General features: G+C 70.6%; 10 protein-coding genes. 7 read left to right on the top strand and 3 right to left on the bottom strand.

Annotated elements, in window-relative coordinates; genetic code table 11:
* Positions 1–5 precede the first annotated feature (5 nt).
* Entirely contained in the window at positions 6–1,475 is a 1,470-nt protein-coding gene (locus CAL24_RS19915) for a serine/threonine protein kinase (RefSeq protein ID WP_141218101.1), read from the top strand.
* A 23-nt stretch (positions 1,476–1,498) separates the two neighbouring features.
* Here CAL24_RS19915 and CAL24_RS19910 read toward each other — a convergent pair whose 3' ends face one another.
* Positions 1,499–2,290: a response regulator transcription factor gene (locus CAL24_RS19910; RefSeq protein ID WP_028352746.1), complete on the bottom strand. Its 792-nt coding sequence runs from the start codon at positions 2,288–2,290 to the stop codon at positions 1,499–1,501.
* A 363-nt stretch (positions 2,291–2,653) separates the two neighbouring features.
* On the opposite strand from CAL24_RS19910, the gene CAL24_RS19905 reads away from it, so the two are divergent.
* From CAL24_RS19905 to CAL24_RS19895, 3 genes are all read left to right on the top strand, one after another.
* A complete protein-coding gene (locus CAL24_RS19905) occupies positions 2,654–3,181 on the top strand; it encodes an META domain-containing protein (protein ID WP_094807696.1) in 528 nt (175 codons plus the stop codon).
* Positions 3,182–3,263: 82 nt separating this feature from the next.
* A complete protein-coding gene (locus CAL24_RS19900) occupies positions 3,264–4,016 on the top strand; it encodes a sulfurtransferase (protein WP_094807863.1) in 753 nt (250 codons plus the stop codon).
* Positions 4,007–5,578 (top strand): phospholipase D family protein, encoded by a 1,572-nt coding sequence (locus tag CAL24_RS19895; protein ID WP_283162979.1) that lies wholly within the window; start codon positions 4,007–4,009, stop codon positions 5,576–5,578. The genes CAL24_RS19900 and CAL24_RS19895 overlap by 10 nt, the downstream gene beginning before the upstream one ends.
* 55 nt (positions 5,579–5,633) lie before the next feature.
* On the opposite strand, the gene metG is transcribed toward CAL24_RS19895, so the two are convergent.
* Positions 5,634–7,709 carry a methionine--tRNA ligase gene (gene metG / locus CAL24_RS19890; RefSeq protein WP_094807695.1) on the bottom strand — a complete coding sequence of 692 codons (2,076 nt, stop codon included), beginning with the start codon at positions 7,707–7,709 and terminating at the stop codon, positions 5,634–5,636.
* 137 nt (positions 7,710–7,846) lie between these two features.
* On the bottom strand, positions 7,847–8,119 hold the full coding sequence (locus CAL24_RS19885; RefSeq protein WP_094807861.1) for a hypothetical protein: 273 nt from the start codon (positions 8,117–8,119) through the stop codon (positions 7,847–7,849).
* Between the two features lie 98 nt (positions 8,120–8,217).
* On the opposite strand from CAL24_RS19885, the gene apbC reads away from it, so the two are divergent.
* Genes apbC through CAL24_RS19870 form a run of 3 tightly spaced genes read left to right on the top strand, consistent with a single transcriptional unit; the run spans position 8,218 to position 14,850 of the window.
* On the top strand, positions 8,218–9,306 hold the full coding sequence (gene apbC, locus CAL24_RS19880) for an iron-sulfur cluster carrier protein ApbC (RefSeq protein ID WP_094807694.1): 1,089 nt from the start codon (positions 8,218–8,220) through the stop codon (positions 9,304–9,306).
* A 1-nt stretch (position 9,307) separates the two neighbouring features.
* On the top strand, positions 9,308–11,206 hold the full coding sequence (locus tag CAL24_RS19875) for an autotransporter assembly complex protein TamA (protein WP_028352739.1): 1,899 nt from the start codon (positions 9,308–9,310) through the stop codon (positions 11,204–11,206).
* Positions 11,203–14,850, top strand: coding sequence for a translocation/assembly module TamB domain-containing protein (locus CAL24_RS19870; protein WP_094807693.1), 3,648 nt, complete (start codon positions 11,203–11,205; stop codon positions 14,848–14,850). Before CAL24_RS19875 ends, CAL24_RS19870 begins: the two co-directional genes overlap by 4 nt.
* The last annotated feature ends 83 nt before the right edge of the window (positions 14,851–14,933 follow it).

Genomic DNA, 14,933 nt, shown 5'->3' with positions numbered 1-14,933 from the left:
CCCGTATGAGTGCCTCTCCCGCAACCTCGTCGACCCGCGCCGCCGCCAGTGCGAACTGGTCCGGCCATCGGCCGTTGAGCGCGATCGCCGCCGCCGCGGGCGGCGGCGTGCCGCAGGCGCGCATCCGCCGCGTGCTGCAGGACCTGCTCGAGCCGCTGGCGCGGCTGCACGCGCAGGGCCAGGTGCATGGGGCCATCGCCATGAGCACGATCGGCCTGGATACGTCCGGCAAGGCCCATCTGCTGGTGCCGCCCCTGGAGCCGGCGCCCGATGCGGAGGGCACCTTGCGCATCGGCGGCTATGCCGCTTTCGAGCAATATACGGACGACCCGGAACACCCGTGCGGGCCCTGGACGGACGTCTACGCGCTGAGCGCCGTGGCGCACACCATGGTGGTAGGCGCGCCGCCCCCGGCCGCGCTGGCGCGTTGCGTCAAGGACACCTATGTGCCGCTGGCCGGGCGCGAGCTGGGCGGCTATGACGCCGATTTCCTGCGCGCGGTGGACCAGGGCCTGTCGATGAACCAGCAGGCGCGCCCGCAGAGCATGGAGGCGCTGGCCGCGGCGTTCGGCGTGGCGGTCGCCCGGCCGGAAGCGCCCGAGGCACCCGCCGCGGCCGCCGCGGCCGAGCCGGCGCCGCCGCCCGCCCTGCCGCCGCCGCGCAGCGCGCCGGGCCCGCGCGTGCCCTTGCTCGTCATGCTGGGTGTGTTGGCCGCCGTGGCCCTGGCGGCTTATCTGTGGCTGCGTCCCGGCATGCAACCGCCGGTACAGCAAGCCGCGCGCGACACGGCGCCGCCGCCGGCGGTCGAGGCGCCGGTACCCACGCCGCCGGCCTTGTCGGACCTGAACAACCGGCCGGCGCCTGCCGACAACACGGCGCCGGCCCCAAGCCCGGAAACCGCCCCGGACGGGCCGGCCGCACCCGCGACTGTCCCGGCCCCGGCCCCGGCCCCGGCGCCCGAGCAGCCACCCGCCGTCGCCGTTCCCGCGCCCGAAGGGGCCGCGCCCCCGCCCGCCGACGCGCCTGCCGCCCCGCCAGGCGAGCTGCCCGGCACGGCCGGGCAGCTCCCTGCCTCCCCGGACCAGCCGGCGCCGCCGACCGCGCCGCCGGACGCCGCCGATCCGGCGGCCGACGCGCCCGCGGGCGCGTTGCCTGGCGCGGTCCCCGGCCAGCCCGGGCCGGCCGGCGCGGCTGATTCCACTGAACCCACCGACCCGGCCGGCCAAGCCGCCGACGCGCCGAAGCCTCCCGAGCCGGCGCCGCCGGCGTCAGGCGAAATCCGTATTCATGTGCAGCCGTGGGGTGAAGTGCTGGTTGACGGCCGTCCGCGCGGCATCAGCCCGCCGCTGAATCGCCTGACCCTGTCGCCGGGCCGCCACCAGATCACGATCCGCAACCCGGCCGCGTCCGATTACCACACCACGGTCAATGTGCCGTCCGGCGGCTCGGCGTCCGTGTCCCACGTATTCGAATGAGCCCGCGCCATTCCGGCGCGGCGTCATTCCTCGGATGAGCCCGCTTCTTCCACCACGTCGGCCGTGAACATGTAGCCCCAGCCGTGCACGGCCTTGATCGGCAGGCGCATATGGTTGGCCGCCGCCTTGCGGCGCATGCGGCTGATCATGACGTCGACGAAGCGCCCGCGGCGTTCACCCTCGGCTGCTTCGCCGGACTGTACGCCATCGGCGATGAGCGTATCGCGGCTGACCTTCTTGTCGGGCGCCCGCACCAGCCGCAGCAGGAAGCCGCGCTCGGCGGTGGTCAATGCCAGTTCCTGCCCGGCCGGACCGATCAGGGTCCAGCCCTTGCTGACCAGGCGCCAGCCCGGCGAGGCGGGTTCCCCGGGTTCGACCAGGCTGGCGGCTTCCAGCGGCACGCTCTTGGGCGCCGCCGCGGGCTCCGCGACGGCGGTGGGCGCCACGTCGGCGACGCGCCGCAGCAGCGACTGGAATACCGCCGCCAGTTCCAGGCCGCTGGCGCTGGTGTCCAGGCAGGCATCGGCGCCGCATAGCAGCGTACGGATGCGCGCTTCGCTGTCGGCGAAGGCCGACAGGGCGATGATGCCCAGGGTTTGCCGCATGGCGCGCAGCTGGGCCGCGGCAATATGGATCTTCGGCAGGGAGCCGGTCAGCACGATCAAGGACACGGCATGCCGTGCGACGTGCGTATAGAGGTCGGCCAGTTCGGCATACCGATGGACCTGAAAACCGAGGTGCGACAGATCGGCGATCTGCTGCGGGTGTGCGGTGTCATCTCCAGCAAGAAAGAGGACATCCAACGTTCTATTCATGATTCCCTTCCGATGGAGGATCCAGAGTCGGCCTGGCCGCCGCGTCAGAAACTCCGCGGCGCGCGATGTGCTTATAAATTGGATAAGGGTGGCGGCGCGGGATAGGCTGTAGCAAGGCACGGCCGGGCGCCTGATTCGCGGGGATCAAGAATAAATCGGGGTTATCGGCAGGGGCGAGGTCTGGCTGCTGTTGTTGTGTGACGCTGTGTGTCATTTAACCTCAAATGTGTATATATGTGAATATGACTCTCGGATTGATACAATTCCGCCCATCTGCGCGGATTGTCCGCGCCAACTGCTCATAAATGCCCGGCCCGCCCCGCGTTACAGTAGAAGGTTCGTACTGTATTGCGGAGCATTGTCATGCCGATTTCTACGCTCGCCCGAGGCCTGCTGCTGGCCAGCCTGGCATGGGGGCTGGCCGGCTGCGCCGAAACCACCGGCCACGCCACCGCTCAGGGGGCGGCCGCCGCCAATGCGGCCACCAGCGCCGATTCACTGGCCCAGACCAGCTGGGAGCTGACGCGCTGGGTCGCCGCCGATGGCGCAGCCCGGCCCATTTCCCACGGCGACAACGGCGAGCCCATCCGCCTTACCTTCCTGGCCCACGATAGCCAATACCGGGTGAGCGGGTTCTCCGGTTGCAACCGATACATGGGCAGTTACAAGCTACAAGGCGGGAAATTGTCGATTTCCGCTCCCGCCAGCACCCGCATGGCCTGCCCATCCCCTGAACGCGCGCAGCTCGAGGCTGCCTATCTGAAAGCGCTGGCTGATATCCGTTCTTTTACCCTGGACAGCGGCGGCGCGCCGCGCCACCTGACGTTCAACGTGCATAACGGCGACGTGCTCGAATTCGCACGCCGCCAGGACCCCCCCACACCGCAATGACACCGGTGACGGCGCCTGCCCCTCTGCTCTGGTTGTTTACTACTATTATGCGCTTCATCCCGTTGCCGCCATGCTGCCTTCCATGTCCTCAGTCGTCAATATTGCCGCCTACAAGTTCGTGTTCCTGGACGGCCTTCCCGAGCTGCAGGCCCGGGCCCTGGCGCGCGCCGAGGCCGCGGCGCTGAAGGGCACGATCCTGCTGGCCGAGGAGGGCATCAACCTGTTCCTGGCCGGTACGGCGGCCGGCATCGAGGAATTCCTCGATTGGCTGCGCGCCGATACGCGCTTCGCTGATCTCGAGGTCAAGCGCAGTCATTCGGCAATCGTACCGTTTCGCCGGCTGCGAGCAAAGGTCAAGCGCGAGATCATCCGCATGGACCACCCGGCCATTCGTCCGCAGGCCGGACGTGCGCCGGCCGTGGCCCCCGCCACCCTGGCGCGCTGGCTGGAGCAGGGGGCCGACGACGCCGGGCGGCCGGTGGTCATGCTGGATACGCGCAATGCCTTCGAGGTCGATGCCGGCACCTTCGCCGGCGCGATCGACTGGCGCATCGAGCGCTTCACGCAGTTTCCCGCCGCGCTGCAGGCCAACCGGGACAGCCTGCGCGGCAAGACCGTGGTCAGCTTCTGCACCGGCGGTATCCGCTGCGAAAAGGCCGCGCTGTACATGGCCGATGCAGGGGTCGAGCACGTCTACCAGCTCGACGGCGGAATCCTCAAGTATTTCGAGGAAACCGACGGGCGGGGCTTTGAAGGCCAGTGCTTCGTATTCGACGAACGGATCGCGCTCGACCGGGGCCTCGCTCCCCATGGGGCGGATCCCCAATGTCCCTGAATCCGCTGCGCGCCCGCTGCCGCGCCGCCCGCCGGCCGGGCCTGGCGATGCTGGCGCTGTGCGCGGGCGTGCTGGGAGGATGCAGCTTGCCGCCGCTCGAGAACCGTCCCGCCTCCAGCGCGCTGGCGCCCGAGCAGGCCAGGGCCACCGCGCTGGGCCGGGCCATCGCGCCCATGGCGGATGCCCATCCGGGCCGGTCCGGCCTCCATCCCCTGTATGACGCGCACGACGCTTTCGCCGCGCGCGCCCTGCTGGCCCGTGCCGCGCAGAAGACGCTGGACGTGCAGTATTACATCTGGCGCGACGACATGACCGGCACGCTGTTGCTGGAGGCCCTGTTCGACGCGGCCGAGCGGGGCGTACGGGTGCGCCTGCTGCTGGACGACAACGGCACCGCCGGCCTGGACGCCGTGCTCGCCGCACTGGACCTGCATCCCAACATCGAAGTGCGGCTGTTCAATCCATTCGTCCTGCGCCAGCCCAAGATGCTGGGCTACCTGACCGACTTCACGCGCCTGAACCGGCGCATGCACAACAAGTCGTTCACGGCCGACAGCTCGGCCACCATCATCGGCGGCCGCAATGTCGGCGACGAATACTTCGGCGCCACCGACGGCGTCCTGTTCGCCGATCTCGACGTGCTGGCCGTCGGCGATGTGGTGCGCGACGTTTCGGCCGATTTCGACCGCTACTGGGCCAGCGACTCGGCCTATCCGGTGGCATCGGTCGTGCGGCGCCCGGACGCCGCGCAACTGGAGGCGCTGCACCGGTCGGCCTCGCGGGTGGAAAGCGATCCGGCCGCCCGCGCGTATGTGCGGGCGCTGGGCGAGCTGCCGTTCATCCGCCAATTGCTGGCGCAGCAGCTCCCCATGGAATGGGCGCCGACCCGCATGGTCAGCGACGATCCCGCCAAGGCCCTGGGCCGCACGCGCGACGACGCCACCCTGGCGCAGCAGTTGCAGGCCGCGATCGGCCAGCCGGCCCGCCACCTCGAGCTGGTGTCTCCTTATTTCGTGCCCACCGCCGCCGGCACGGAGGCCTTCGCCCAGATGGTGCGGCGTGGCGTCAAGGTGCGCGTGCTGACCAATGCTTTCGAGGCCACCGATGTGGCGGTGGTGCATTCGGGCTACGCCAAATGGCGCAAGCCGTTGTTGCGGGCGGGCGTGGAACTGTACGAAATGCGCAGCCAGTCCGGCGAGCGCGCGCCCGGGCTGGGACCGTTCGGCAGCTCGGGCTCGAGCCTGCATGCCAAGACCTTCGCGGTGGACGGCCAGCGCGTATTCGTCGGCTCGTTCAACTTCGATCCGCGCTCGCTGGAGCTGAATACCGAACTGGGGTTCGTCATCGACAGTCCGGCGCTGGCCGCGCGGGTCGAGGCCGTGTTCGACCGGCAGCTTTCCAGCCACGCCTACCAGGTCCGCCTGGCGGCGGACGACCGGCTGTATTGGCTGGCGCAGGACGCGGACGGGCAGCGGCGCTACGACACCGAACCGGGCACCCGCTGGTGGCAGCGCGCCCTGATGTGGCTGCTGTCGCTGTTGCCCATCGACTGGCTGCTCTAGGGCCTGCTCACCCTTCGGGCTGGCCGGGAAGCGGGCGGCAGGCGCCGCCGCCGGCTCAGCGCACGCGCATGCCGGGCTGGGCGCCGGGCCAGGGCTCCAGCACGTAGATGCCGGCATCGACCGCCTCGTCGGCGTGGCTGGCGGCCAGCACCATGCCTTCGGATACGCCGAACTTCATCTTGCGCGGCGCCAGGTTGGCGACCATGACGGTGAGCTTGCCCACCAGGTCTTCGGGCCGGTAGGCCGACTTGATGCCGGAGAACACATTGCGATGGCGGCCCTCGCCGACATCGAGCGTGAGCTGCAGCAGCTTGGTCGAGCCCTCGACGTGCTGGCAGTCGACGATCTTGGCGATGCGCAAGTCGATCTTGGCGAAATCGTCGATGGTGATGGTGTCGGCCAGCGCCTCGCCGCCCGGCATGGGGGCGGCCGGCGCGGGCGCCACGGGCGGTTCAAACAGCTGGTCGAGCAGGGCCGGGTCGACCCGCTGCATCAGGTGCTTGAACGGCGCCACACGTTGCGGCAGCACCGCGGCATCGGCCCAGTTGAACGGCCGGTCGGCGCCGAACAGCTCGCGCGCCACGCGGTCGGACAGCGCCGGCAGGACCGGCGCCAGCATCACCGACAAGGCCTTGAAGCCGGCCAGCGAGCGCGAGCAGATGTCCTGCAGGCGGGCTTTCTGGGCCGCGTCGGCGCTGCCGATGCCCTTGGCCAGCACCCACGGCTGGGCGGTGTCGAAGGCCTGGTTGATGGCGTCGGCATAGGCCATGATCTCGCGGATGGCGCGGTTGTATTCGCGCGCCTCGAAGGCCGCGCGGATCGATTCCGCCTGGGCCGCGAACCCGGCCGCCAGGGCCGCGGTGTCGCCCTCGTAGGCCAGCGCGCCGTCGAAGTGCTTGGTGATGAAATTGGCGGCGCGGCTGGCGATGTTCACGTACTTGCCGACCAGGTCGCTGTTGACGCGCGCGACGAAGTCGTCGGGGTTGAAATCGATGTCCTCGACCCGCGCGTTCAGCTTGGCGGCGATGTAATAGCGCAGCCATTCGGCATTCATGCCGAGCTCCAGGTAGCGCAAGGGCGAGATGCCGGTGCCGCGGCTCTTGGACATTTTCTCGCCGCTGACCGTGATGAAGCCGTGCACATTGAGGGCGTCCGGCGTCTTGCGGCCGGCGAATTTCAGCATGGCGGGCCAGAACAGGGCGTGGAAGTAGATGATGTCCTTGCCGATGAAGTGCACTTGCTCGGTGTCGCCCTGCGGGTCGAGCAGGGCGTCGAAATCCAGCCCTTCCTTGGCGCAGTACGATTTCAGCGAGGCCAGGTACCCCACCGGGGCGTCCAGCCAGACATAGAAGTACTTGCCCGGCGCGTCCGGGATCTCGATGCCGAAGTAGGGCGCATCGCGCGAGATGTCCCAGTCGCCCAGCTTGGCCTGGCCGTCGTCGCCGCCCAGCCATTCGCGGGTCTTGGCCTGGACTTCCGGCTGCAGGTGCTTGTTGCCGGCGGCGTTGGCGCCGGTGGTCCAGCCTTGCAGGAATTCCACGCAGCGCGGGTCGGACAGCTTGAAGAAGAAGTGCTCGGACGACTTCAGCACCGGCGTGGCGCCGGTCAGGGCGGAATAGGGATTGATCAGTTCGGTGGGGGCGTACACCGCCCCGCAGACCTCGCAGGAGTCGCCGTATTGGTCCTTGGCGTGGCACTTGGGGCATTCGCCCTTGATGTAGCGGTCGGCCAGGAACATGCCCTTGACCGGATCGTAGAACTGCTCGATCGAGCGGGTTTCGATCAGGTCGGCGGCTTTCAGCGCGCGATAGATGTCCTGCGACAGCGCGACGTTCTCGGCCGAGTCGGTCGAATGCCAGTGGTCGAAGCGGATGTGGAACCCGTCCAGGTAGCGCGGGCGCTCGGCGGCATAGCGGGCCACCAGTTCCTGCGGCGAAATGCCTTCCTTTTCGGCCTTCAGCATGATGGGCGCGCCATGCGCGTCATCGGCCCCCACGAAATGTACCGTGTGGCCCGCCATGCGCATGGAGCGGACCCAGATGTCGGCCTGGATGTATTCCATGATGTGGCCGATATGGAAAGATCCGTTGGCGTAGGGCAGCGCGGTGGTGACGAACAGGGTACGGGACATATCGTGAACGGGGTAGAAGGGAGGGGTGAGCCCGCTATTTTAGCGGCCTGGCCGGGGCGGCGCGCCGGACGGCGGCAACAACAAGCCCCTGCGCCGGGCGGGGCCGGCGCAGGGGCGCGAGAGGGGGCGGGACAGGCCTAGCGGACTTCGCGGGCCTCGACGTCGATCACGTCGCCGCGCGGCGGGGTGAACGGCGCCGCGCCGGAGCCGAACGGGCTGGGACGCGAGGTCTGGCGCTGGCTCCAGTAGGCGCGCACGCCGAACGGCTTGCCGCGCACCTTGGCCACGATGTACAGGATGCCCACCGCGATCGCGGTCGAGATCATGAATACCAGCGCCATCAGCATGCCGGCCAGGGCCAGGACGGCGAACGCGACGGCGCGGAGAAGTCGGGAAATAGTGTCGATCATGATGGTCGGATGCAAAACAGGACAAAAGGTTCCCGCGTATCCGCTATCCTTGGGGGTAGCGGCCGGCGAAAAGCCGTCCTGCCTAGGGAATCTGAGTAATGAGTATAACGACAGCGCAAATCCGTGCAGCGTTGCGGGCAGTAACAGATGCGTTTTCCGGTCAGGATCTGGCCTCGTTTGTAAGGGACAGTGACATCGACCTGGGCGGCGACACGCCGTCGGTCACAATTACAGCGGGGTACCCGGCGGGGTTCGCGGCCGCCGAGATCGAACGCACGGCCCGCCAGGCCCTGGCGGCCGCGGGCGCGCCGCAGGCCCGCGTCACGGTCGGCTGGGCGGTGGCCACGCATGCCGTGCAGCGCGGCCTCAAGCCGCTGCCGAACGTGCGCAATATCATCGCCGTGGCCTCGGGCAAGGGCGGCGTGGGCAAGAGCACCACGGCGGTCAACCTGGCGCTGGCCCTGGCGGCCGACGGCGCCGCGGCCGGCATCCTGGACGCCGACATCTACGGGCCCAGCGTGCCGACCATGCTGGGCATCACGGGGCGCCCCGTCAGCCACGACAACAAGACCATGGAGCCCCTTGAGGCCCACGGCCTGCAGGCCAATTCCATCGGTTTCCTCATCGACGCGGACGCGCCGGCCATCTGGCGCGGCCCGATGGCGACCCAGGCGTTCGAGCAACTGCTGCGCCAGACCAACTGGCGCGACCTGGACTATCTCATCATCGACATGCCGCCCGGCACGGGCGACCTGGCGCTGACCCTGGCGCAGAAGGTCCCGGTGGTGGGCGCGGTGATCGTCACCACGCCCCAGGACCTGGCCCTGCAGGACGCCCGCAAGGGCCTGCGCATGTTCCACAAGGTCGATGTGCCGATCCTCGGCATCGTCGAGAACATGGCGGTGCACATCTGCTCGCAGTGCGGCCACGCCGAGCACATCTTCGGCGAGGGCGGCGGGCAGCGCATGGCGGCGCAGTACCAGGCGCCCTGGCTGGGCAGCCTGCCCCTGGCGCTGGACATCCGGGCCCAGACCGACTCGGGCCGGCCCACGGTGGTGGCCGATCCCGCCGGCGAGGCCGCGCGCCGCTACCGCGACATCGCCCGCAAACTGGCCGCCGGCATCGCCGCGTTGCCGCGCGACATGGCCGGCAAGCTGCCGCCCGTGGTCGTCCAGCCGCCCGCCTGACATGCGGGCCCGGGCTGCGCTGCTCCTCCTGGTCGGCCTGCTTGCGGCGGGCGGCGCGCGTGCGCAGGGGCCCGAGGTCATCATCGACCCCGGCGGCGTGCCGCCGGAAGCCCTGCAGTCCATCACCGAGGCCGTGGCCGCCATCACGCGGCTGGCCGAAGACCAGGACGGCGGCGAAATCAACCGCCTGCGGCGGCGCGCGCGCGACGCCACGGTGGCCGCGCTGGCCACGCAAGGCTATTTCACGCCCGTCGTCACGCTCGAGACCGGCACCGCCATGGGCCGGGAAACCTGGGACATCGCCATCCAGCCCGGCGAGCGGGCGATGGTGGCCGCGGTGGACCTGAAGTTCACCGGCCGCGTGACGCGTCCCGAATACGCCGAGCGCATCGACGCGCTGCGCAAGGGCTGGTCGCTGCCGGCCGGCCGCCCGTTCGTCAACAGCGAATGGAACCGCGCCAAGGCGGCCTTGCTCGACGCGGTGGCCTCGCGCGACTTCATGCTCGCCTACATGGCCGATTCGGATGCGGTCGTCCATGCCGACACCGCCGAAGTGCGCCTGTCGGTCACCATCGACAGCGGGCCGCTGGTGCGCATGGGGCCGCTCAATACGGAGGGCTTCCGGCGCGTGCCCGATTCCTTCGCGCGTCGCTACGTGCGCTACCGGGAAGGCGATACTTACAACCAGGAAAAGCTCGACGACTGGCAGCAGAAGCTGCAGGCGACCTCGTTCTTCCGGGGCGCCTTCGTGACGCTGGGCAGTCCGGCGGGGGGCGCGGCCCAGCCGGCCGCCACGCATACCGAAGAAGCCCGGGCGCCGGGCTCCACCGGCCTGGCCGCCGCCACGCCCAGCGGCGATCCCGCCGTGGCGGGCGGCCCGGCCAGCGCGGCGCCGGCGCCGCGCGATTCGGACGGCGAGGTCACCCTGCCGGTCGATGTGCGCGTGGTCGAGGCCCCGGCGCGGCGGGTCGCCACGTCGCTGGGGGTGGACGACGAGGCCGGGGTGCGGGCCGAGGTCACCTACCGCCAGAACGTCGTATTCGGCCATCCCGTGACGCTCGAGAGCGGGGTCAGCGTCGACCGCCTGCGCCAGCGCGCCTACGCCGACCTGTATCTGCCGCCGGACGAGAAGGGCCAGAAGGATTCCATCGGCGTGCTGGCCGACCATTCCGACATCCAGGGGCTGGACGTGCGGCGCTTCGCGCTGGGCGCCACGCGTTTGCGCGAGCGCAAGGGCGCGGGCGACAGCCGGGTCGAATACGAGAACCGCTGGGGCGTGCTGCTGGCGCACGATCACGTCAAGATCGACGGCGGCGACGAATACGACCTGCCCACCGCCACGCTGACCTCGGAATGGCTGCGCCGCGACGTCAACAACAAATACGATCCCCGCGAAGGCAACCTGATCGCGGTCGGGGGCGGCGTGGGCGTCGTGCTCGACACCGGCAAGCCCTATTTCCGCGCGCGCCTGCGCGGCCAGCAGTGGTGGCCGGTGGGCGAGCGCGACGTGTTGACGATACGCGGCGAAGTCGGGCGGGTGTGGTCCGACTCGAAGACCCGCGTGCCCGATGACTTCGGCTTCCGCACCGGGGGGGCGCGGTCCATTCGCGGCTATCGCTACCAGAGCATCGGCCTCGACAAGGACGACGCCGTGGTCGGCGCGCCCACGCTGGCGGTGGCCAGCATCGAGTACGACCACTATTTCAACGAAACCTGGGGCATGGCCGCCTTCGTCGATGCCGGCGACGCGGCCGAGTCGTTCGGCGAGATGCGCATGCACGTGGGCTACGGCCTCGGCGCGCGGGTGCGCACGCCGGCCGGCCCCTTGTTCCTGGACCTGGCATACGGGCAGCGCGAGCGCGACCTGCGCCTGCACTTTTCGCTGGGGATCGCGTTTTGAACCGCCTGCGCGCCATCCTGCGCCACCTGCTGGTGTGGTGGCTGCCATTGCCCATCGCGCTGGTGGTGCTGCTGTGCGCGTTCGCCCTGTGGCTGACCGGCACGCAGCCGGGCACGCGCATGCTGCTGGGCGCGGTGGCGCAGCAATTCGACGGCCGCGCCGAACACGTGCGCGGCAGCATCCTCGGGGGCCTGCAGGTCGGACGGCTGCAGCTGGCCCTGCCCGGCGCCGAGGTCGATATCGCCGACCTGCGGCTCGACGTGCACTGGCGCGCGCTGGGCCGGCGGCAGCTGCATGTGCGCGAATTGTCGGCCGGCGCGGCGCGGGTGGCGCTGACGCCCACGGACGAGGCGCCGCCCCCGGACGAGCCGCTGGTGATGCCGGCCCTGCCGGTCGAAGTAGTGGTCGACCGCCTGGCGCTGGGGTCGCTGGATCTCGCCGCCGATGGCGCGCCCTTGCCGGTGACGGTGAGCGGCCTGGCGGCATCGCTGGCCGCCGGCGCGCGGAACGCCCGCTTGCAGCTGGCCAGTCTCCATCTCGGGCACGCCCAGGCCGAGGCCGACCTGCGGGGCCAGGTCGAACTGCTGCAGATGGCCGAACCCTGGCCCCTGCGGGGCCGCCTCGACATCGCCGCGCGCGGCGTCGGCGCGGATTCTCCGCTGTGCGCCAGCCGCATGCTGGCGGCCCGCGATGCGCCGTCCGGCAAGCCGGCGCGCCCGGTCCGGACGAAGCAGGCCAAGCCGGCCCGGCAAGCGCAGCCGCCGCAATCCGCGGCCGCGCCGGAGGCTGGCGCGGCCGCGTGTGCGGCCACCTTGAGCGCCGAGGCGGAAGGCTCGCTGGCGCAACTGGATGTCTACCTGAACGGCGCGACCGCCGACGGCGCCCTGACGCTGCTGGCGCAGGCCGGCCTGGCGTTCGGGCAGCCGTTCCCGGTGCGCACCGCCAACCTGAACCTGCGCCTGGCCGACCAGTCCGGCGTGGTGGCCACGCTCGATCGCCAGCCGCTGCCGCTGCAACCCGGCGTCGATCGCATGGTGGCCACCGTGGATGCCGACCGCCTGGATCTCGGGCGCTTCCTGGGCGATGCGATTCCGCCCGCGCTGCTCAGCGCGCGCATGGCGGTGGACGCCCGGGTGACCGGCGCGCTGGACTTGCAGCAGGCCTACGTCGAGGCCACCCTGGCCAAGGGTAGCCGCTGGAACAAGCAATCCTTGTCCGGCACCTTGAAGGGGCGCCTCGAAGCGGCGCCCGCGTCCGGCGCGGCGCCGGCCCCGGCCGCCGCCGCGCCCGCCAACGCATCGACCGACCCGCTGGCCGGCTACGCGCTGCACGACCTGCAACTGGACCTGGCCCTGGGGCGCAACCGCGTACGGGCACAGGGCGGGTTCAGCCAGGGCGACGCCAACCTGACCGTGGATGCCGATGCGCCGGCGCTGGACGCGTTCTGGCCGGGCCTGCCGGGCGGGGCCGCGCTCAAGGGCGAACTACGGGGGCGCATGGAGCAGCACCAGGGCAATTTGACGGCGCGCTACACCCCCGAGGGCGCGCGCGCCGATACCCTCGGCCGCGCCCCGATGCGCGCCGAGATCCGCTTCGCGGGCGGCTGGGGCCCGGGCCCGGCCGGCCAGCCCGATGCCGGGCAGGTCGGCTGGCGCGGCTCCATCGAACACCTGACCGCCGACTCGATGGGCTTCGCCGCCGCCTTGCGGCCGGTGGCTGTGTCATTCCTGCCCCAGGCGGCGGCGCCGCTATGGCAATGGCAGGCCGGCGCCACCGAGCTGAGCCTGACCCTGCCCGACAAGCAGCGCGCCCTGATCTCGCACCAGGGCTCGCGCGGCGGCGGCGGGCGCTGGGAGACCGCTGGCCGCGCCGACAATCTTGTCATCACCGCCTCGATGCTGCGGCAGATCATGCGCGCGCTCGATCCGCAGGCCGCCGCGCGCGCCGCCCAGGCCGGGCAGCGGCGCGTCAATGCGCATCCGTCCGACGGCGAGCGCCGCATCGCCCTGGACGCCTCGTGGGACCTGCGTTTTGCCGGCGCGCTGGCGGGCAAGGCGCGCATCGCCCGCCGCGACGGCGACCTGCGCATCCCCGGCGATCCGCCCATCCCGCTGGGGCTGACGAACCTGGTGGTGGACCTGTCCGCCACGCCCACCGGCGGGCGCGCCAGCCGGCTCGACGCCAAGCTCGATGTGCGGACCGCGAAAATGGGCACGATCTCGGGTTCGGCCTCCGGCGTCATGGCGGGGCTCGGCCTGAATATGCAGCGGCCCCTGCGCGTCGATCTCGACGCGGATATCGCCGATCTCACCTGGGTCGACCTGTTCGTGGGCGACACGATGGAGGTGCGCGGCAAGCTGCAGGCCAGGCTCAGCGCCCAGGGCACGCCGGGCGGCAAGTGGAATGCCTCGGGCACCATCAGCGGACAGGCGCTGCGCGTGGTCCGCATCGACGATGGCGTGCGCTTGATCGACGGCACGCTGGCGGCGCGCCTGGACGGCACCCGCCTGGTGCTGGATTCGCTGCGGTTCCCGGCGTCGCTGCGGGTCATGCCCGACGAATGGCGCACCCGCGAATGGGTCACCGAGAATCCCGATGCGAAGAACGGCTACGTCGAGGCCACCGGCCATTGGGACCTGCTGGCCTCCCAGGGCGTGGTGAACGTGAAGCTGCATCGGTTTCCCGCGCTGCAGCGCTCCGACCGCTACGCGATGGTGTCCGGCAACGTCGCCATCGACGCCCAGTTGCCGCGGATCTCCATCACCGGCGACCTGAAGGCGGATGCCGGCTGGTTCAGCCTGGAAATCCTGCAAGGCGTGCCGGCGCTCGACGACGACGTCCGGGTCATCCGGGCCGGCGAGGACGAGCAGGCGCGCGAATCCCCCATCCAGATGCACATGAACCTCAAGTTCGACATGGGGCCGCGCTTCTATATCACCGGCATGGGGCTGGACGCCGGGCTGCTGGGCGCCATTGAGATCCAGATGGCCGACGGCCGGTTGACCGGCATGGGGGCGCTGCGCACCCGCGGCGGCGGCATCGAGGCGTATGGCCAGAAACTGCGCCTGCGCCGCGGCACGCTGACCTTCCAGGGCCGGCTCGACAACCCGCTGCTGGACATCGAGGCGCTGCGCACCGGCGACCAGGTCGAGGCCGGCGTCAAGGTCACCGGCACGGCGCAGCGCCCGCGCATCGACCTGGTGTCCTATCCCGACGTCAGCGACGTGGAAAAGCTGTCGTGGCTGGTGCTGGGCCGCGGGCCCGACGAAAGCGGCAGCGACGCGGCCTTGCTGCTGTCGGTGGGCACCGCGCTGCTGGGCGGCGGCCAGCCGTTCTACCGGCAGTTCGGGCTGGACGACGTCAGCATCCGCTCGGGCGCCATCGGCAGTTCGGGCAGCCTGCTGCCCGACCGGACCGTCGCCAGCCAGGTCAACCTGGACAGCGACAGCGACCTGGCGACCCAGTTCCTGGTGGCCAGCAAGCATTTCTCCAATGGCATCACGCTCAGCGTGGAGCAGGCCATGGCCGGTTCCGAGACGGTCGGCCGCGCCAGCTACCGGCTGGCGCGCGGGCTGTCGCTGGACATCAAGGGCGGCGCGGTCAACGGCATCGCCCTGGTGTACCGCACCTTCTTCGCCGACTGAACCGGGGCGGCGGGCCGGAGTTGATCCCGCCCCGCCGGGCCCGGCCCGCCGAAACGATAAAATAGCGGACAATCAACCTGGGC

This window comes from Bordetella genomosp. 2 (assembly GCF_002261345.1).
Classification (GTDB): Bacteria; Pseudomonadota; Gammaproteobacteria; order Burkholderiales; family Burkholderiaceae_B; genus Bordetella_A.
Note: the sequence above shows the minus strand (reverse complement) of the source record. Positions and strands in the feature narration are given on the sequence as shown.